This is a genomic window from Acidovorax sp. T1, assembly GCF_002176815.1.
Classification (GTDB): Bacteria; Pseudomonadota; Gammaproteobacteria; order Burkholderiales; family Burkholderiaceae_C; genus Acidovorax.
The window spans coordinates 2654186-2671198 of record NZ_CP021648.1 but is presented as its reverse complement, the minus strand read 5'-3'; the positions used below and the strand labels follow the sequence as shown (position 1 = coordinate 2671198).

The window sequence follows — 17013 nt, the reverse complement described above, 5'->3', positions numbered from 1 at the left end:
CATGGATGAAAGACTCTCAGCCTCTCAGCGCTGGTACCGCTGCCGATAGCTCCACGGCGCCAGCGGGCGGGGCTGTGCCCACAGCCCTTTGCCGCTGGTACGGGCCTGCTGCTGCAATCGCACCAAGTGCGGGTGCTCGCTGGCATAGGGTGTGTAGACCCACGCCAGGCCTGCGCTGACCTGCGCTGCGGCCACGTCGGTGGTGCCGCAGCGCACGTTGGCTACGGTGCGGCCGTAGTGGTCTTCGTCCATCGCGTGCAGCGTGGCGCGCTGCTTGAAACACAGCTGCGCCAGATGCTGCTGCGCCCGCTGGCCAAAGGCCTGCTTGCGCTCGGGCGCGTCGATGGCCGCGATGCGCACTTTCATTGGCTGGTAGGCGCCGGGTGTGCCGCAGCGGGCGGTCAGGGTGTCGCCGTCGCTGATGGCGACGACCAGGCAGAGCAGGGCAGAGACAGGCACGGGCACGGGAACGGGCACGGGAACGGGAACGGGAACGGGAACGGGAACGGGAACGGGAACGGGAACGGGTGCGGGTGCGGTGGATGGTGCGTTATCGTGGTGTCGATGCCTGCGCCGCCGGCTGGGCTGGCTCGTCCATCAGGCGCCGTGGGTGCGCGGCCAGGGCGCTTCCCGCCGCCAGGCCCACGGCATCGGCCAGCCAGTCGCTCCATTCGCCATAGCGCCAGCCGGTGGCGGCCTGCGCCAGTTCGATGGCTCCGCCAAAAGCCAGCAGCCCGATGGCCACGCGCCAGGGCTGGCGGGGATAGGCCAGCAGGCCCAGTGTGGCCAGCGCGGTGAAGGCCAGTGCATGCTGGGCTTTGTCCCACAGGTTGAACACCTGTGCCGGCAGATAGGCGGTGGGCATCAGCGACAGCACCGCCACGCACAGCAGCAAGGCCCAGAACGCCCACGCCAGCGCGCGGTGTTGCCGCAGCAGCATGCGCACGGCGGCACTCATGCGGCACCGCCTTGCTGTGCGGGCAGGCCTTTTTCCAGCAGCCGCACCAGCGTGTGCAGCAGCCGGTTGGCGGGCGTGGCAATGCCCAGCGCCTCGCCCTGGCGCACGATGAAGCCATTGAGGTGGTCGATCTCGCTGCGCCTGCCGCGCGCCAGGTCTTGTGCGGTGGACGACATTTGCGCGGGCATGGTGGCCGCCAGCCGCAGCACGGCGTCCAGGGTGTCGGCCGGCAGCGCGATGCCGCTGGCCTGCGCCACCCGCTGGCATTCGTGCACGATGTCCTGCATTACCTGGGGCACGGCCAGGCCGGGGCTGTGCATGATCTCGCCATAGGGCAGCCGGGTGATGGCCGACAAGGCGTTGTAGGCGCAGTTGAGCACCAGCTTGGCCCACAGCGCGCCGGCCACGTTGTCGGACACCTGCACCGGCACGCCCGCCGCGCCCAGGGTGGCTGCGATGTCTGTGCTGGCGGGTGCGGGTGCCATCACCAACTCGCCGCGCCCGTGGTGCCGCACATGGCCCGGTCCGGCCATTTCGGTGGCCACGTACACCACGGCCGGGATGACGGGGCGGCCCATCACTGCCTGCAGGCGCTCGGCGTTGTCCACGCCGTTTTGCAGGCTCAGCACCACGGCGTCCTCGGCCAGGTGTGGGGCCAGCGCGCGGCCTGCGCTTTCGGTGTCGGTGGATTTGACGCAAAACAGCACCCATTGCGCGCCACGCACCGCGCTGGCATCGGTGCTGGCCGCCATGCGCAAGCGCTGCGTGAATGCCTGCGTTTCGAGCAGCAGTCCGTGGGCATTGATGGCCTGGGCATGGTGCGCGCGGGCTATCAATGTGACCTCGTGGCCTGCGCGCGCCAGCATGCCGCCGTAGTAGCAGCCCACGGCACCCGCGCCCATCACGGCAATCTTCATGGAAAACCTTTGTCTCAAGCCCGCCTTCGGGCGAAGGCGCCATTGTGCGATGCCCTTGGCCAACGCGGAAAGTTCCGGGGAACCGGCCACTGGCTTTGCTGTCAGAGACTGGGTGGCATGATCTTGCAATGCCCGCGAAAATTGCTACCCCAAGGAGTACCCGGTTTTGAGCTTTTCCTGGATGCCCCAGCGTATTTTTTTTCACACCGCCACCCCCGCGCCTGCCGGGCGTGGTGCTATGCGTTTGGTTCTTGGCCTGTTGGCTGTTGGGGTCGTGCTGGCCGGGTGCGCCGCGCCCACCAAGGTGTATTCGCCGCAGGAAAATTTCGGTTCTGTGGCCACCTATTCGCGCCTGTTCGATGCCGCGCCGGCCCAAACCTGCGAGGCCGCCCGCCGGGCGCTGCTGAGCCAGGGCTACATCATCAACAACCATGTGGCCGAGATGGTGGAGGGGCGAAAGAACTTTCAGCCCGAGGCGGACGCGCACCTGCAGATGATGATCCGCGTGGTGTGCGTGCCCGAAAGCGCCAATGGCAAGGTCAGTCTGGGCTTTGTGACGGCCCTGCAAGACCGCTACTCCCTCAAGAAGACCAACAACTCCGCCAGTGTGGGCGTGGGCGGCGTGGGCTCGTTGTCGCTGCCCTTGCTGGCCACCGATGAAGCCCTGATCAAGGTGGGCAGCGAGACCATTGCCTCCGATGTCTTCTATGACAGTTTTTTTGACCTCATCAAACGCTACCTGGCCATGGGTGAACTGACGGTGGAGTAGGTGCTGCCTACCGCATGCCGGCGGCTTGGCGGCTGTTGTGCTGCTGGCGCCTGCGGGTTAATACGGTTGTCATAAAAATGCAACTCGATTAGTCGATGATTGCATCTATTTGTAACAGGCGGCGAAGTCGTCTCTTCTTCATGACCGTACGACAACGCATTGTTTTTCTCATCGCCCTGACCTTCGCCGCATTGGGTGGTATTGGCGGATACGCGCTCTACCAGTCCCAGAAAGGGGCTCACGAGGTCAAGTCCGTCACCGAGGGTGTGGTGCCCAGCACCATCCAGTCGGTGGAGTTGATGGGGCAGCTCAAAGACATCCAGATCGCAACCCTGTCGATGGTTGCGGCGCCCGACAAGGAGGCCGCCCAGCGGGCCCATGAGGAGCTGAGTTCGCGCAAAGCCAGTCTGGTCAAAGCGCTGCAGGACCAGTCCGAGCAAGCGGACAGCCATGCGCAGCGCGGCATCATCAAAGAGGCACAAGACAGCCTGAGCAACTATTTCGCGGCCATTGACGACACTGCGAACTTCAAGCGCGCGGGCCAGCAGGATCTGGCCGAAGCCACCATGGCGGCCACCGTGGATCAGTACCTGCGCGAACAAGGGCTGTTGCTGGATGCGGTGCAGTTGGAAAAGCGCCGCAGCAAGGATGAGGCCATCGAGGCACTCAACCAGAACCTCAAGGACACCAGTGCCACGCTGGCGGTCGTCACGGTGGTTTCGGTGTTGGGCCTGGCCTTCATCGGCTATCTGCTGTACCGGCAAATCATCCACCCGATCGGCGAGATGGAAGCCAAGATGACCGCCATTGCCACCAGCCAGGATTTCACGCACCGCGTGCCCGTGACCCGGCAGGACGAGATCGGGCGCTCGCTCATGGCCTTCAACACCATGGTCGAAAAGATCCAGCAAAGCAGCGAACTGGTGCGCCAAAAGAGTGCGGACATCCAGGCCATGCTGCACTACATCCCGCAGGGCATTTTGACGCTGCAGTCTGGTGGACTGATTCACCCCGAGTTTTCCGAGCATCTGACGGCGCTGCTGGAGCGGCGCGACATTGCTGGCCAGACCGTGGCGGATGTGGTCTTTGCGGGGTCGAATCTCGGGGTGGATGCCAAGGACCAGGCCCTGGCCGCCATCGGCGCGTGCATCGGCGAGGAGGCGATGAATTTTGATTTCAACGCCCACCTGCTGCCCCGCGAGATCGTTCGGCCACAACCCGACGGCAGCACGCGCACCTGGGAGCTGGGCTGGTCGCCCATCACCAGCGAGGGTGGCACCATCGAGCGGCTCATGCTGTGCATTCGCGACGTCACCGAGCTGCGCCAGCTCGCGCATGCCGCGCATGCCCAGCAGCAGGAACTGGCGATCATCGGCCAGATCCTCGGCATGGACCGGGAAAAGTTCCAATCCTTCATCGCGGGCGCCACGGCGTTCCTGCAGGCCAACGAGCGCCTCATCGGGCAGGCCGCCACCAACGCCGCTGCGCGCCCGGCGGCCATTGACGAGCTGTTCCGCAACATGCACACCATCAAGGGCAATGCGCGCACTTATGGTCTGCAGCAGCTGACCGATGTGGTGCATGCGGCCGAGCAACGCTACGACCAGCTGCGGCAAGACCCTGCCGCCTGGGCAACCGACACGCTCCAATCGGACCTGGCCGGCGTGCGCGAGATGCTGGCCATCTACCAGATGGTCAACGAGGTCAAGCTGCGCGACCGGAGCGCGGGTGCGCCTGCCGCCAACGGCCAGATGGTGGCGATGGAGCGCGAGCAGGTGGAGGCACTGGCGCTCGCACTCAGCGACGCGGCCGGCAGCGACGATGTGGCCGCGCTGCGCACCGCCACGGCCCAGGCCGCGAATGCATTGCATGGCTGGGTTGGCGTGCGCCTGTCTGACGCGCTGAGCGGGCCGCTGGCCTCCCTGCCGTCGCTGGCGCAGGAGCTGGACAAGGAGCCGCCCCTGGTGCAGGTGAACGATGCCGACATCGTTCTGCGCCACCAGGTGGCCGATATGCTGCGCGACGTGTTCACCCACCTGCTGCGCAACTCCATGGACCATGGCATCGAAGGGGCTGCAACCCGGGTGAGCGCAGGCAAGCCGCCGGCTGGCAGCATCGTCATCGACATGGCGCTGAATGAGGAACACCTGCAGCTGCGCATTGCTGATGACGGCCGGGGGCTCGACCTCGAACGCATCCGCGCCAAGGCGCAGCAGGCAGGGCTGCTGGAGCCCCACGATGCGCCCAGCGATGAAGCGCTGGTGCAGCTGATTTTTGAGCCAGGCTTTTCGACCGCCGCCGCCGTCACTGCGGTGTCGGGCCGGGGTGTGGGCATGGACGCGGTCAAGGCCTTTGTTGCGGAGCATGGCGGCAACGTTGCCCTGCAGCTGCGTGCAGCCACTGCGAGTACCCAACGGGCTTTCGATATCCTGATCCACCTGCCCGCGCAGTACGCCTTGCGCGTGCAGTCCTGAGCGCGCCGGAGCACATTCCCATGGAAATGCTGATTTTCTTCGTGGGCGGCGCCGTGGCCGGCGCTCTGGTGTCGGGCTGGTGGTTTGCGCGCAGGGCGCGCCAGCGTGCCCAGCTCGTCCCCGTCATCGACCATGGCGCGCCCCAGCGGGAGGCTGAGGCACAGTGGCAGGCACAGATCGAAGATCTGCAGCTGGCGCTGCAACAGACTGACCATGAACTGCAAATGGCACTGCAGCGCCTGCCCAGCGAACTGCAGGCGCTGGAATACAGCGCCCAGGCCAGAACCCAGTCGCTGGTGGAGGGCGCCACCGTGCACACGACGGCCCTTGCCAGCTCGCTGGCGGAACTGCAGGGCATCAGCAAGACGTTTGAGCGCTGGCACGCCGACATGAGCCAGCTGGTGGCCCACAACAAGGACATGCACCAGAAGAACGACGATTTCGCGCGCATCGTTTCGCAGATGATCATCGTGGCGCTGAATGCCTCCATCGAGGCGGCCCGCGCAGGCGCGGCGGGCCGGGGCTTCGCCGTGGTCGCCAATGAAATGCGGGAGCTGTCGGTGCGGGCCGAAGCCCTCTCCAAGCACTACCGCGACAACCTCTACAAAAACGACCTGATCGCCACCACGGTCTTCCAGGACATGCAGGCCGGCGGCAAGATGGTGATCAACACGGCCAGCGCCCTGGAGTTGACCAACCAAAAAGTCCAGGCGGCACTGCACGCATGAACCGAGTTCCCGAAATCAGTGCCCGCGCCAAGGCCAGCCTGGACCGCATGATGCTGCTGGGCTTGCGCCATGGCATTGCGGGTGGCGCCCCCGGCGTTGACATCCAAGCCATGGACCCCATCGCAGGCGGCACCGGCACGCGCATGGTGGTGCTCACCATCGCTTCCTACACGTTTCGCATCATAACGGCGCTGCATTTCGATGAGTCGGCGCCCATGAAGGCCTACATGGCGCAGATGGGCCAGCGCTCACCCGAGTCGATGACCCACCAGGATTTCATCGACGCCATCTGCGAAAGCGGCAACATGTGCTGCGGCACCCTCAACCGGGAGCTGGGCGCTTTCTACGACGGTCTGGGTCTCTCGACCCCGCAGATCCTGGACATCCGGAGCCTGCCCCACCTCGATCATCTCGGTGCGCAGCACCTGCAGCATTTTCGGGTGGACACCCCCGATGGCCTGCGCCTGCATGCCTCGCTGTGCGCGCGGGTCTATGAACCCATGGACTTCGAATGGAAGGCCGAAGAGCAACCCGTCAGCACCGGGGAACTGGAACTGTTCTGACGCCCGCCTTCCCCGCGCTTCCAACACCTGCAATCCAAGGACAACTGACATGGCAAACGTACTCATCGTGGACGACTCCAGCACCGTTCGCAACGAACTCGGCGACTTTTTGACCAAGAACGGCTTCAAGGTGGCTTTTGCCGTCGATGGCGTGGACGGCCTGGCCAAGCTGCGGCAAGACCCCGCCATCAAGCTGGTCGTCTGCGATGTGAACATGCCCAACATGGACGGGCTCACCATGGTCGAGAAAGTGCGCAGCGAACTGCGCAACAGCACCGTGAACATCATCATGCTGACCACCGAGAACTCGCCCACCATGAAGGAACGCGGCAAGGCCGCGGGCATTCGCGGCTGGATCGTGAAACCGTTCAACGGGCCCGCCGTGCTGAACACCTTCAAGACGCTGGCTGGCGTCTGAAGCCATTGCAACGGGTGGGGTCGGCTGAGGTGGTCAGTCTGCCCAGGCGCCCGGCGCCAGCCCCTGCAGCGTGTAGGGCCCGATGGCCGCGCGAATCAGCCGCAGCGTGGGGTGGCCCACCGCAGCCGTCATGCGGCGCACCTGGCGGTTGCGGCCCTCGCGGATGATGAGCTCGATCCATGCCGTGGGGATGGCCCGGCGCTCGCGGATGGGCGGGTTGCGCTCCCACACCTCGGGCGCTGGCTCCAGCAGGCGTGCGCGGGCGGGCAGCGTGGGGCCGTCGTTGAGCTGCACGCCACCGCGCAGCGCGGCCAGCGCGGCTTCATCCGGCACACCCTCCACCTGCACCCAGTAGGTTTTTTCCATCTTGAAGCGCGGGTCGGCAATGCGGGCCTGTTGTTTGCCGTCGTTGGTCAGCAGCAGCAGGCCTTCGCTGTCGGCATCCAGCCGCCCGGCCACATACACGCCGGGCAGGTCGATGTAGTCCTTCAGGCCTTGCCATTTGCCCTCGGCGGTGAACTGGCTGAGCACGCCATAGGGTTTGTTGAAGCGGATCAGGCGCGCCGGGGTGGATGGCGACGAGGTGGGTGGCGAGGTGCGCGGCGAGGTGTGCGGCGCCACGGGGCGGCGTGACGACGGGCCTGCCAGGGTGGGGCGGCGGGGGGCAAGGTTCATGGCAAGGCGGGCATAGCGGGCGGCGGGGTCGCCGCACCGGCGCTCATTCGTCGTCGTCGTCGCTGCCCACCACGGCGCGCACGCCGGCGGCGCCCACATCCACCGCCGCGCCCACCACGGTGGCGCCGACCTTCACGGTGGTGGCGGCCACCGTGATGGCGGCATCGGCCACGGCCACCACGGCGCAGCCTGTGCAGGCCAGCGATGCACACACAAGTGCCAGGCGCCACGCTGTGCGGCTGCGTTGGTGGGAAGGGGTTGCTACGGACATGGTCGAATTTTTGGTTGCGGGCGCGCGGCCCCGGTGCGCGTTCATGCGGGCACAAACAGTGCCGGGTCCACCATGGCGCGGTTCAGCATCACGCCCCAGTGCAGGTGCGGGCCCGTCACGCGGCCGGTGGCGCCCACCTTGCAGAACGCTTCGCCGGCCTTCAGTACATCGCCCACGCGCACGTCCATGCTGCTCAGGTGGCAATACATGCTGAGCAGGCCCTGGCCATGGTCCAGCCACACGGTGCCGCCATTGAAGAAGTAGTCGCCCACATCGATCACCTTGCCCGGCAGCGGCGCCACGATGGGCGTGCCCGTGGCGGCGGCAATGTCCATGCCGCTGTGCGGATTGCGCGCCTGCCCATTGAACACGCGCCGCAGCCCGAACGAGCTGGAGCGCCGCCCCGGCACCGGCACCTGCATGCGCAGCGACTGCAGCGCGCCGCCCGCGGGCTGCTCGCTGAACGTGGCCATCACCTGCGCCTGGTGGTCGCGCTCGCGCTCATAGCGGGCCTGGTCTTCGGGCGACAGGTCCACCGTGCGCGGCGACACTTTCAGGTGCTGCTCCTGGTACTGCTTGGGCGCCACGGTGTAGGGCACCTGCCTCGCGCCGCCGCCATCGGCCTGCACCACACTGATGTGCGCATCGCCCGGCACGGCCGCCAGTGGTATGCCCACCACGGCCATCCACTCAATGGCATCGCCCACCACCAGCACCGGCACATCGGTGTTGCCCTGGCGCGCCTGCGCCACCGGGCGCGTGGCCGTCGGGCCCAGCGACAGCCGCGCCACGCCGCCGGGCACCTGCAAGGTGCGCGGCCAGTCGGGTGGGTGGGGTGGGTGGGCGGGCCGTGCGGCCGTGGCGCCCGCTGGGCCTGCAGGCAAGGCCAGCAGCCCCAGCGTGCCGAGCAGTGCGGTGCGGCGGTTCAGTGCAAGGGGGCGGGGGCAAGCGCGGAATGGGGGCATGGTGGGTGAAGTGCTGGCGCAGTTGCAGTTGCAGGGTGAGGCCACTGCGCGGTGTGGGCATGGACCCCAGTTTAGCGGGGCACCCCGCCCGCGCATCCGCACCTCTGCGGCGAAGTTCAGTGCGTCACAAATTCGTAAGTCACCGCCTCGCTCTCCACCATGTCCAGAATGTCGTTGAGCACATCGTCGTCATCGGTGCTGCTCCAGGTTTCCTCGGGGTTACTGGCAAACAGCGGCTCGATGGCCACATCCATGAACACGCCATTGGGCAGCTTGAGCACCGGCGTGCCTTCGGACGTTCCCACCAGTTCCCAGTCGTCCGGCACGGACATTTCAAGCTGGATGGTGACGTTGAGTTTTTTCATGGCGGGTTCCTTGATGATAAGGCGGCGAGGGTAACCGAATTTGATGGCAAATGTGTACTTTGCGCAGCAGGGATAAGCGCCATTAGCTATCAAAAATATAGCTAACTAAGCCCGCCAATCATCGCGATGGTGCGTTGCGCCAGTCTGCCGCACCCCCCGCGCTCGCGCCAGGCTACACCCCTTGCACGCGCCCTGCACGCGCACCGGCCGCAGCGGGTGTCAGTCCGGTATCTCCGCCTCGACCAGCAGCGCCAGCAACTGCAGCGACGCCTGCCAGCCCAGATAGCACGCCTCGGTGGGGATGACCGCCGGAATGCCCGCCTGCACCACCGCCAGCTCGGTGCCCACCGACACGGCCTTGAACGTGACCGTGGTGCGCATTTCGCCCGGCAGGTGGGGGTCGTCAAAGCGGTCGGTGTGGACGATGCGCGCGCCTGGCACCAGCTCCAGATATTCGCCACCAAACGCCAGCATGGTGCCGCTGCCCAGGTTGGTGAACTGCATGCGGTAACTGCCGCCCACGCGCGCATCCAGGGTCAGCACGCGCCCCGTAAACCCGTGCGGCGGCAGCCACTTGGCCATGGCGTCGGGGTCCAGAAAGGCGCGGTACACCCGCTCGGGCGGCGCGCGCAACACGCGGTGCAGGGTAACGGTGCCCGTGGTGGGGCCGGTGGCGGTCATGGTCGGTGTCCTTTCAGTCGAAAAGCGGTGGGCAAACCCATGTGCGGCGATCAACCGACCACCTTTTTACGACGAATGGACCGTGGCGTGTTCGACACCCTGTAACCAAAAGAGCACCCGCTGCCACCTGGCCATCACGCGGCGACGGGCTGGGCGCGGTAGCTCTCGCTGCCCTGCGCCCAGGCCAGCAGCCGGTCGATGTTGGGGTGCTTGCCCGGAAAGGCCCGCGCATCGGCCACATGCTCGGCATACCACTCCAGCCCCAAGCTGGCCGCCGCCGGCGTGATGCGGCCGCCATACAGCGCCGCCAGCGCGGCATACACCACCAGCGAACCCGTCTGGCCGGGCTTGTTCTCGATGGTGGCGAGCACCTGGCCGTCCGCGCCCAGCAGGTGCAGGGCGGCAAGGTGGCTGGCGGAGGGGAGTTGTTGGAGGCGGTCTGCGAAGTTCATGCTGATGGTGAAGTTTGAATGAATTTGGTTTCTAGCGCCCATAGATTTAAATCGCTTGAAGCTATGAAAAGAGTAGCGAAATGGGCACCTGCCAAGTCAGAATGCCGAGCTTGGCGCGCTCCGAAATGCCGGCTCTTCAGTCATGGAACGGTCTCGCATTGCAGGGTGAGATCAAATTGACGGCAAGGCGTCGAGCTGAGTCTTTAAAGTCGGCAAGGCGGTTTGAACGGTGTCCCACACCACCTCAAGATTGATATCAAAGTAGCCGTGGGCAATGCGGTTGCGCATGCCACGCATGCTGCGCCAAGGGATGTGGCTGTGCTCTGCCGCAAAAGCGGAATGCTGATCCATCACCTTGGTGGCCGCTTCACCCAGAACGATAAGGCTCATGACCACCGCTTGCTGGGTGCGCTTGTCTTGCTCGAAATCCGCCTGGGCCATGCCTTCGGTGAACGATTGCGCGTCGGCAATGGCCTGGCGCATATGGTCCAGATAATCCGCCAACCGGTTCACGGTCATACAGGCCGGGCTTCCTGGGCAACAATATCCCGGAACCTGGCTGGCAAGTCCTTGAGGGTGAGCACATCGACCTGCACGCCCAGCAACTCCTGCAGTTCGTCTTGCAGACCACCCAGATCCAGCAGCGTGGTTCCGGGCAGAGCGTCCACCAACAAGTCCAGATCGCTGCCATCGCTGTCATCCCCCCGCAGCGCGGAACCAAATACCCGAGGGTTCACTACGCGGTAGCGCGCTGCTGCAAGGCAAACGGCTTCACGGTGCTGGCGGAGGGCTTGGGAAGGGCGCATGGGCTGCAGTCTAACGGAGCAGCCATTTGTGTGCAAAATTGGCGTCTAGCGCTTATGGATATTGCGCAAGAAGCTACGAAAAATATAGCATGGCACACGCATCGATCAGCGCGGAGGCCTGACGCACTCATCAACGCCAGCCCATCGGCTTGGAACGGCGGCTCCTAGAGTGCGCTCCCCAGCGCCCCCAGCAGCCGCGCACTCACCTCGGCGGCATCGGGCGTGGCGAACTGCATGTTGTGCTGCTCCGTCAGCGGGCCGTGGCCGGGCTCCATGCCACCGGCAGCGCCGTAGCCCATGGCCTTGAACTTCCAGACTCCGCCGACCAGCTTGAGCGAGCCCACATGCGCGCCATCGGCCGTGTGCACGGACACTACGGCGGCGTTGATGGGCACCAGCTGCAACGGTCCTGCTACCGGGCCAGGCGGCACATGGGCGAAGGTGGGGGTGAAGTGGGTTGGCAGGGGTTGGGGGGGAAGCATGGCTGTGTTTGTATCTCAAAAGCCCGGAGCCCACTGCCTAGCGCCAAGCGGGCCCTGGACTCTGCCGCACAAGATGACGCGCCCCCTGTAGCGGGTGCGCCCGGCTCATACGGCCATCGCCTCGCGCAGCACCTGGTCCCGAAAGCTGGCGGGCAGGCTGTTGGGGGTGAGCACATCCACCTCCATGCCCAGCAACTGCTTCAGTTCAAACCGGATCGCGCCAATGTCCATCAGCGTGGTTTGCGCGGTGGGCTCTACCAACAGGTCCAGGTCGCTGTCGGCCGTGTCGTCCCCATGCAGCGCCGAGCCAAACACCCGCACGCTGCTGACGCGGTGGCGCAGTGCGATCTCGCGGATTTGCGAGCGGTGGAGGGAAAGGGCTTCGGAGGGGCGCATGGTTTGGAGTTTAGCGGCGGTGCGTGCTTATGGGGGAAGTTGGCCTCCAGCGCTTTCAGGGAGCGCGCCAGTAGCTACTCAATCGATAGCGAATGCTGGTTTGAAAAGATCACCACTCAATAGTGGTGGATGCAGGGCAGCAGATACGGGTTGCGCACCGCGCCCGGCGGGCGATGGCAGGGTGCATCGGGCGGTGTCAATCAATCATGCGCTGGTCTTGGTGCTTTCGGGCAAGGGCTGCTCGCTGCGCTTGCGCAAATACTGCTGCGGGCTCTCGTGCAGCACTTTGCCGTTTTCCTCTACCACCATGTAGGTATTGGTGCGCCGCGCCTCTTCGGCTGCACGCAACCCTGCGCGTGAAAGGGCCGCCAATGCGGCCTGGGCGGGGTCGATAGTGGAAGAGGGTTTCAGAACGGCGCTCATGGGTTAACTCCTTTGGCCAGCAACACAGGTTGGTGATGCTGGTTGTTGTACAGAAACCAGGCGTTGACGATGGGTTTGTAGGTCTTCTCAAACTGGGTCAGTCCCGCATCGAACCGCCGTCGAACAACATCGTCGGGGATGTTATGCCCGCCCTGGGTCACCCGCAACCGCACCCGCTCAATGGCCATTTCAGCGGTTGGTAGTTGCAAGAAGAAAAGGCTGACGTGGTAACCCAGTGCACGCCAATGCAGCAACTTCGCTGCATAAGCCCGCCCCGACAACGTCGTTTCCAATGCAAAGCTGCGGCGATGTGCAACGTGGTCATCAATTTCCGCCAGCATGATGCGCCCCGCCTTGATGGCGGCGACTTCGGGTGCAAACGGCGACAGGCCAGCCGCAATCAGATCGGCATTCACAAACACCGGACACTGAGCCTCCCTGGGCAAAAACTCGCGCGCAAAGGTTGTTTTGCCGGCACCGTTGGGGCCTGCAATGATGATGGCGCGCGGCTCGGTGTCAGTCATGGGTGGGGAACGTCCTGCGGATCAGTTCAAGGCCAGATCCTGCGGCCACAGAAAGTAAGGGCCAAAGCGGGACTTGGCGACAAACTCCACACCAGCCTGCTCACCCTTGGCCGTGAGCATGTGTTTGTCTCCCTGCTGCGAGAGATAGCCCAGTTCAGTGGCCCGGTCCAGCAGTTGTGCCGTTTTGAGCCCGAGCTTCTGGGCCAGCTTGGACGATGGAATCTTGTCGCCGGCAGATGTTTCGCTGTCGGTGCCGGTGGCTTCCGAAGCTGGCGTTGCCGCAGGTTCTGGATTGCTGCTGGCGACGCGCTCCAGAGAAATGCGCACCTCGTCGCTGATGCGAATGATGCGCTGCGCCTCTTCGTAAGCATCTTTGTAGAGCTGCCCGTCATCGCTGCGCTGAATCAGGATGCCCATCTCGTTGTTGTTCACCTGGCTGAATTCGTACAGATTCAGGCTGGTGATGATGCACATCTCTTCATTCATGTAGCACTTGGCGTGCAAGTTCTTGCAGAAACTGGTGCGTATGTAGGTCAGGCCGCGCAGCCATTCAATCTCTTGGGGCTGCAATTCGCTTTTGCCGTAGACGATGCGTACGTCAATCTTCAGGCGGTTTTTATCGGCCAGCAGCTCCTTCATCCGGTCGTTGAGCTTGAGGAAGGGGCTGATCAGAATCAGGCGGTCTGACGCGCCTTTGATCAGTTCTTCAAGGTGGTAGTTGGTGCCGGTGGTTGATAGAAACTTCGCCATATACGTTTTGCCTGATGAACTTGCTATTTCGTGTTGTCAGCTTGTTGCATTCACTGCTTGCCGCTTAGCGCCATCCAACGTTTGTCCTTTGTCTGTTTTCCACTCCATCCAACCATTGGCTGAGCGCCCGAGCACAGCAATTGCTGCCATGCTGGGACTAGTGAATAAATAGTCTCGGGTGAACACATATTGCGTGCCTTGCAGTTGCAGGACACCGTCGGTCACTAGTTGCTCTCGGAAGCGTTCTTGTGATGAGCCCTGAATGGATGCCACGTTGCCAACGCGAGCCGTCGAGCCCTTGAGCACAACAAAGCCTTCAGATGTGTATTCACCTACACCGTTGGCATCGGGGCCCTTGCAGTAGAACAGCTCGGCGGGTTGTGGTTTGCCGTTGCTCATTGTGGCTGTTTGAGTCAGCGGTTCAAACACCGGCTGGCCTAATGTGGCCAGCAAAGTAGCTGCTGTTTCATGAATCTCATAGCAATCGGCTTGTAGCGGCGCAGGGGTGTACGGCTGTGAGCCAGTGTTGCCATTCTCCAAACTGTAGCGTCCCGCTTTAGTCGCCTCAGCAATGGCGAACCATTCCAGAAACATGGCATGTGTCTGGGTAAGACTGTTTGTAAGGGAGATAACCACGAGTGCGCGGTTCCAGAAATCTTTGTTCTGGTTGTGTTGTACCAGCCGGTTACCAACATTGCCAGATTGACCAACGTATGCGCGAGGCAAGCCAGCGTCTGACAGATCGCCCATCAAAAAATACACGCCGACCTGTTGCGACTCTGGCAGCTTCAGAAAGTCCGCCAATTGGCTGCGCGGTACTTCGATTACCCGAACAATGCGGGTGGTGATCTCTGCCACACGCATGCCACGCGGGTCTCCCGTAGGTAGGAAAATCTGGATGGTTTGAGGGCGCAACATCACTTGCCCCACGAATCCTTCAACCCCACCGCCAAGTTAAACACCGGCTTCTCCGCCTTGTGGTCCACCCGGTCCGCCACAAAGTACCCATGCCGCTCAAACTGAAACTTGTCGTCCGGCTTGGCATTGGCCAATGACGGCTCCACGATGGCCGTCACCACCTTCAGGCTGTTCGGGTTCAGGCTTTCAATGAAGTCCTTGCCGCCCGCGTCGGGGTGGGCTTCCAGGAACAAACGGTCGTACATGCGCACTTCGGCGCTCACGCCGTCGGCCACGCCCACCCAGGTGATGGCGGCCTTGACCTTGACGCTGTCGGCGCCGGGGGTGCCGCTCTTGGTGTCGGGCACCACGGTGGCCAGCACTTCGGTGATGTTTCCTGCCGCGTCTTTGGTGCAGCCGGTGCATTCGATGACGTAGCCGCCCTTCAGGCGCACCTTGTTGCCGGGGAAGAGTCGCTTGTAGCCCTTGGGGGGCACTTCCTCAAAGTCTTCGCGTTCGATCCACACTTCTTTGCCGATGGTGAAGTGGCGCGTGGGCACTTCTACGCCTTCCGCTGCATGCGGCAGGGCGGGCAGGCTGCAGGGCTCCAGGTGGCCGGTGCCCATCACGTCGTCCCAGTTGGTCAGCACCAGCTTGACGGGGTTGAGCACGGCCATGCCACGGTGGGCCTTGAGTTCCAGGTCTTCGCGCAGGCAGCCTTCCAGGGTGCTGTAGTCGATCCAGCTGTCGGATTTGGTGACGCCGATGCGTTCGGCAAAGGTCTGGAGGGAGGCTGGGGTGTAGCCACGGCGGCGCAGTCCGACTATTGTTGGCATGCGGGGGTCGTCCCAGCCGCTCACCTTGTGGTCGTACACCAGCTGAGCCAGCTTGCGCTTGCTGGTGATGACGTAAGTGAGGTTCAGGCGCGCAAATTCGTACTGGCGGGGGGGCGGGCTGGCCAGCAGGCCGCCCACTACCCGCCCGTCGGGTAGTTTTGTCGTTTCAATCAGGCGCTCCAGCAGCCAGTCATAAAACGGGCGCTGGTCTTCAAACTCCAGCGTGCACAGGCTGTGGGTGATCTGCTCCAGCGCATCTTCAATGGGGTGCGCGTAGGTGTACATGGGGTAGATGCACCAGGTGTCGCCCGTGTTGTGGTGCGTGGCGCGGCGGATGCGGTAGATGGCCGGGTCGCGCATGTTGATGTTGGGGCTGGCCATGTCGATCTTGGCGCGCAGCACCATCGATCCATCTTCATGCTTGCCGTCGCGCATTTCGCGGAAGATGCGCAGGTTTTCGGCCGGGGTGCGGGCGCGGAAGGGGCTGTTGATGCCGGGTTTGCCGAAGTCGCCCCGGTTGATGCGCATTTGCTCGGCGGTTTGCTCGTCCACATAGGCGTGGCCGGCTTCGATCAGATACTCGGCGGCGCGGTACATGAAACCGAAGTAGTCGCTGGCCTGGTAGGGGGCGGCGTTGGGTGCGCCGTTCCAGTCAAAGCCCAGCCATTTCACAGCGTCGATGATGCTGTTGACGTATTCGGTGTCTTCTTTTTCGGGGTTGGTGTCGTCAAAGCGCAGGTGGCACACGCCGCCGTAGTCGCGCGCCAGGCCAAAGTTGATGCAGATGCTTTTGGCGTGGCCGATGTGCAGGTAGCCGTTGGGCTCGGGGGGGAAGCGGGTGCGGATCTTCGCCGAGTCGGGCTGGCCTGCCGCGTGGTGGGCGGCGTCGCCGGGGTTGCCGGCCCAGCGGCGGGTGGCGTAGGTGCCTTTGTCCAGATCGGCTTCGATGATCTGGCGCAAAAAGTGACTGGGTTTGACGGCTTCGGTGGCTGCGGCGTGGGCGGCGGGTGTGGTGTTGGCAGGGGTGGGGGTGCTCATGCGGCCATTTTAGGGGGCGGCTTGTTGCGGTGCGGCGCGTGCGCAGGTGGGCGAAGGTGGGCGCGGGTGGGGTGTACGTCCAGAAACAATATCGGACCCGTTTCATGCCATCCTTTTGGCCCTGTGGTGCGTTGTGTACCAGTGAGGCATGTCCAGTGGGTTGGCTGCCTCTGTCCCTCAAGGAGATTTCCATGACGAAAACCCGTTCTATCTATGCCATGGCCGCTGCTGGCGGTGTGGCGCTGGCCCTGCTGGCGGGCGCTGGCACTGCACAGGCACGCGACGTGTATTGGTCGGTGGGCGTGAATTCGCCAGGCGTGGCGTTGGGCGTCAGCAATGGCGGCTATCCCGTTTACGTGGCCCCCGCGCCGGTGTATGTGGCGCCCCGGCCCATTTATTACCAGCCGCCGCCACCGGTCTATTACGCACCGCCCCGGCCCGTGTATTACGCCCCTCCCGGCTATTACGTGCAGCCACCGGGCCATTACTACCGTGATCGCGGGCACCGTCATGGCCACCGAGATCGTGGTGACCGTGGTGGGCGTGGCGATCATGGCAACCGCTGGGATCGTTGATTTCGCCCCTGCGGGGTGGTCGTCATCGGCCATGACTGCCTGATTCGGCC

General features: G+C 64.0%; 24 protein-coding genes. 6 read left to right on the top strand and 18 right to left on the bottom strand.

Features of this window, described 5'->3' with window-relative positions:
• Positions 1-24: 24 nt before the first annotated feature.
• The 3 genes from CCX87_RS12610 to CCX87_RS12600 all read right to left on the bottom strand — a co-directional run bounded on the left by CCX87_RS12610 (position 25) and on the right by CCX87_RS12600 (position 1875).
• A complete protein-coding gene (locus CCX87_RS12610) occupies positions 25-477 on the bottom strand; it encodes a thermonuclease family protein (protein ID WP_232476389.1) in 453 nt (150 codons plus the stop codon).
• Between the two features lie 73 nt (positions 478-550).
• Positions 551-958, bottom strand: coding sequence for a VanZ family protein (locus tag CCX87_RS21115; RefSeq protein ID WP_198314709.1), 408 nt, complete (start codon positions 956-958; stop codon positions 551-553).
• Positions 955-1875 (bottom strand): ketopantoate reductase family protein, encoded by a 921-nt coding sequence (locus CCX87_RS12600; protein ID WP_087746698.1) that lies wholly within the window; start codon positions 1873-1875, stop codon positions 955-957. Before CCX87_RS12600 ends, CCX87_RS21115 begins: the two co-directional genes overlap by 4 nt.
• A gap of 238 nt (positions 1876-2113) precedes the next feature.
• Between CCX87_RS12600 and CCX87_RS12595 the strand changes: the two genes are divergently transcribed.
• The 5 genes from CCX87_RS12595 to CCX87_RS12575 all read left to right on the top strand — a co-directional run bounded on the left by CCX87_RS12595 (position 2114) and on the right by CCX87_RS12575 (position 6827).
• Entirely contained in the window at positions 2114-2644 is a 531-nt protein-coding gene (locus CCX87_RS12595; RefSeq protein ID WP_087748315.1) for a DUF2242 domain-containing protein, read from the top strand.
• A gap of 140 nt (positions 2645-2784) precedes the next feature.
• The gene (locus CCX87_RS12590) at positions 2785-5118 is read left to right on the top strand and encodes an ATP-binding protein (protein WP_087746697.1); all 2334 of its coding nucleotides are present in this window, start codon (positions 2785-2787) and stop codon (positions 5116-5118) included.
• Between the two features lie 20 nt (positions 5119-5138).
• Complete coding sequence (locus CCX87_RS21330; RefSeq protein WP_087746695.1) at positions 5139-5846, top strand: methyl-accepting chemotaxis protein; 708 nt, start codon at positions 5139-5141, stop codon at positions 5844-5846.
• Complete coding sequence (locus tag CCX87_RS12580; protein ID WP_087746693.1) at positions 5843-6409, top strand: chemotaxis protein CheX; 567 nt, start codon at positions 5843-5845, stop codon at positions 6407-6409. Before CCX87_RS21330 ends, CCX87_RS12580 begins: the two co-directional genes overlap by 4 nt.
• Before the next feature lie 49 nt (positions 6410-6458).
• Positions 6459-6827, top strand: coding sequence for a response regulator (locus CCX87_RS12575; RefSeq protein ID WP_087746691.1), 369 nt, complete (start codon positions 6459-6461; stop codon positions 6825-6827).
• Between the two features lie 33 nt (positions 6828-6860).
• Here CCX87_RS12575 and CCX87_RS12570 read toward each other — a convergent pair whose 3' ends face one another.
• The 15 genes from CCX87_RS12570 to CCX87_RS12505 form a co-directional block, all read right to left on the bottom strand.
• Entirely contained in the window at positions 6861-7502 is a 642-nt protein-coding gene (locus CCX87_RS12570) for a pseudouridine synthase (RefSeq protein WP_087746689.1), read from the bottom strand.
• A gap of 43 nt (positions 7503-7545) precedes the next feature.
• A complete protein-coding gene (locus tag CCX87_RS12565) occupies positions 7546-7773 on the bottom strand; it encodes a hypothetical protein (RefSeq protein ID WP_198314708.1) in 228 nt (75 codons plus the stop codon).
• A gap of 41 nt (positions 7774-7814) precedes the next feature.
• Positions 7815-8738, bottom strand: a complete 924-nt coding sequence (locus CCX87_RS12560) for a M23 family metallopeptidase (protein ID WP_087746687.1) — start codon at positions 8736-8738, stop codon at positions 7815-7817.
• A 116-nt stretch (positions 8739-8854) separates the two neighbouring features.
• Entirely contained in the window at positions 8855-9103 is a 249-nt protein-coding gene (locus tag CCX87_RS12555; protein WP_087746685.1) for a hypothetical protein, read from the bottom strand.
• Between the two features lie 219 nt (positions 9104-9322).
• Positions 9323-9784: an SRPBCC family protein gene (locus CCX87_RS12550; RefSeq protein ID WP_087746680.1), complete on the bottom strand. Its 462-nt coding sequence runs from the start codon at positions 9782-9784 to the stop codon at positions 9323-9325.
• Positions 9785-9918: 134 nt separating this feature from the next.
• A complete protein-coding gene (locus CCX87_RS12545; RefSeq protein ID WP_087746678.1) occupies positions 9919-10236 on the bottom strand; it encodes a DUF2322 family protein in 318 nt (105 codons plus the stop codon).
• Between the two features lie 171 nt (positions 10237-10407).
• Complete coding sequence (locus tag CCX87_RS12540) at positions 10408-10755, bottom strand: HepT-like ribonuclease domain-containing protein (RefSeq protein WP_087746677.1); 348 nt, start codon at positions 10753-10755, stop codon at positions 10408-10410.
• Positions 10752-11042 carry a nucleotidyltransferase family protein gene (locus CCX87_RS12535; RefSeq protein WP_087746675.1) on the bottom strand — a complete coding sequence of 97 codons (291 nt, stop codon included), beginning with the start codon at positions 11040-11042 and terminating at the stop codon, positions 10752-10754. Before CCX87_RS12535 ends, CCX87_RS12540 begins: the two co-directional genes overlap by 4 nt.
• Positions 11043-11206: 164 nt before the next feature.
• Complete coding sequence (locus CCX87_RS12530; RefSeq protein ID WP_087746673.1) at positions 11207-11524, bottom strand: hypothetical protein; 318 nt, start codon at positions 11522-11524, stop codon at positions 11207-11209.
• A 105-nt stretch (positions 11525-11629) separates the two neighbouring features.
• Positions 11630-11920 carry a nucleotidyltransferase family protein gene (locus CCX87_RS12525; RefSeq protein WP_060987401.1) on the bottom strand — a complete coding sequence of 97 codons (291 nt, stop codon included), beginning with the start codon at positions 11918-11920 and terminating at the stop codon, positions 11630-11632.
• Between the two features lie 204 nt (positions 11921-12124).
• A complete protein-coding gene (locus CCX87_RS20895) occupies positions 12125-12343 on the bottom strand; it encodes a hypothetical protein (RefSeq protein ID WP_143218367.1) in 219 nt (72 codons plus the stop codon).
• Positions 12340-12867, bottom strand: a complete 528-nt coding sequence (locus CCX87_RS12520; protein WP_087746671.1) for a zeta toxin family protein — start codon at positions 12865-12867, stop codon at positions 12340-12342. The genes CCX87_RS20895 and CCX87_RS12520 overlap by 4 nt, the downstream gene beginning before the upstream one ends.
• Before the next feature lie 21 nt (positions 12868-12888).
• A complete protein-coding gene (locus CCX87_RS12515) occupies positions 12889-13617 on the bottom strand; it encodes a phospholipase D family protein (RefSeq protein ID WP_087746669.1) in 729 nt (242 codons plus the stop codon).
• Between the two features lie 36 nt (positions 13618-13653).
• Positions 13654-14535: a GIY-YIG nuclease family protein gene (locus CCX87_RS12510; protein ID WP_087746666.1), complete on the bottom strand. Its 882-nt coding sequence runs from the start codon at positions 14533-14535 to the stop codon at positions 13654-13656.
• On the bottom strand, positions 14535-16388 hold the full coding sequence (locus tag CCX87_RS12505; protein WP_087746664.1) for a glutamine--tRNA ligase/YqeY domain fusion protein: 1854 nt from the start codon (positions 16386-16388) through the stop codon (positions 14535-14537). The genes CCX87_RS12510 and CCX87_RS12505 overlap by 1 nt, the downstream gene beginning before the upstream one ends.
• 191 nt (positions 16389-16579) lie before the next feature.
• On the opposite strand from CCX87_RS12505, the gene CCX87_RS12500 reads away from it, so the two are divergent.
• Entirely contained in the window at positions 16580-16963 is a 384-nt protein-coding gene (locus CCX87_RS12500) for a hypothetical protein (RefSeq protein ID WP_087746662.1), read from the top strand.
• The last annotated feature ends 50 nt before the right edge of the window (positions 16964-17013 follow it).

Coding starts and splice junctions, on each gene's coding strand:
- CCX87_RS12590 (WP_087746697.1), top strand. CDS start 2,785: ATGACCGTACGACAACGCATTGTTTTTCTCATCGCCCTGACCTTCGCC.
- CCX87_RS12510 (WP_087746666.1), bottom strand. CDS start 14,535: ATGTTGCGCCCTCAAACCATCCAGATTTTCCTACCTACGGGAGACCCG.
- CCX87_RS12575 (WP_087746691.1), top strand. CDS start 6,459: ATGGCAAACGTACTCATCGTGGACGACTCCAGCACCGTTCGCAACGAA.
- CCX87_RS12570 (WP_087746689.1), bottom strand. CDS start 7,502: ATGAACCTTGCCCCCCGCCGCCCCACCCTGGCAGGCCCGTCGTCACGC.
- CCX87_RS12525 (WP_060987401.1), bottom strand. CDS start 11,920: ATGCGCCCCTCCGAAGCCCTTTCCCTCCACCGCTCGCAAATCCGCGAG.
- CCX87_RS12540 (WP_087746677.1), bottom strand. CDS start 10,755: ATGACCGTGAACCGGTTGGCGGATTATCTGGACCATATGCGCCAGGCC.
- CCX87_RS12520 (WP_087746671.1), bottom strand. CDS start 12,867: ATGACTGACACCGAGCCGCGCGCCATCATCATTGCAGGCCCCAACGGT.
- CCX87_RS12555 (WP_087746685.1), bottom strand. CDS start 9,103: ATGAAAAAACTCAACGTCACCATCCAGCTTGAAATGTCCGTGCCGGAC.
- CCX87_RS20895 (WP_143218367.1), bottom strand. CDS start 12,343: ATGAGCGCCGTTCTGAAACCCTCTTCCACTATCGACCCCGCCCAGGCC.
- CCX87_RS12530 (WP_087746673.1), bottom strand. CDS start 11,524: ATGCTTCCCCCCCAACCCCTGCCAACCCACTTCACCCCCACCTTCGCC.
- CCX87_RS12560 (WP_087746687.1), bottom strand. CDS start 8,738: ATGCCCCCATTCCGCGCTTGCCCCCGCCCCCTTGCACTGAACCGCCGC.
- CCX87_RS12565 (WP_198314708.1), bottom strand. CDS start 7,773: ATGTCCGTAGCAACCCCTTCCCACCAACGCAGCCGCACAGCGTGGCGC.
- CCX87_RS12580 (WP_087746693.1), top strand. CDS start 5,843: ATGAACCGAGTTCCCGAAATCAGTGCCCGCGCCAAGGCCAGCCTGGAC.
- CCX87_RS12550 (WP_087746680.1), bottom strand. CDS start 9,784: ATGACCGCCACCGGCCCCACCACGGGCACCGTTACCCTGCACCGCGTG.
- CCX87_RS12545 (WP_087746678.1), bottom strand. CDS start 10,236: ATGAACTTCGCAGACCGCCTCCAACAACTCCCCTCCGCCAGCCACCTT.
- CCX87_RS12595 (WP_087748315.1), top strand. CDS start 2,114: ATGCGTTTGGTTCTTGGCCTGTTGGCTGTTGGGGTCGTGCTGGCCGGG.
- CCX87_RS12515 (WP_087746669.1), bottom strand. CDS start 13,617: ATGGCGAAGTTTCTATCAACCACCGGCACCAACTACCACCTTGAAGAA.
- CCX87_RS21115 (WP_198314709.1), bottom strand. CDS start 958: ATGAGTGCCGCCGTGCGCATGCTGCTGCGGCAACACCGCGCGCTGGCG.
- CCX87_RS12600 (WP_087746698.1), bottom strand. CDS start 1,875: ATGAAGATTGCCGTGATGGGCGCGGGTGCCGTGGGCTGCTACTACGGC.
- CCX87_RS12500 (WP_087746662.1), top strand. CDS start 16,580: ATGACGAAAACCCGTTCTATCTATGCCATGGCCGCTGCTGGCGGTGTG.
- CCX87_RS12535 (WP_087746675.1), bottom strand. CDS start 11,042: ATGCGCCCTTCCCAAGCCCTCCGCCAGCACCGTGAAGCCGTTTGCCTT.
- CCX87_RS12505 (WP_087746664.1), bottom strand. CDS start 16,388: ATGAGCACCCCCACCCCTGCCAACACCACACCCGCCGCCCACGCCGCA.
- CCX87_RS21330 (WP_087746695.1), top strand. CDS start 5,139: ATGGAAATGCTGATTTTCTTCGTGGGCGGCGCCGTGGCCGGCGCTCTG.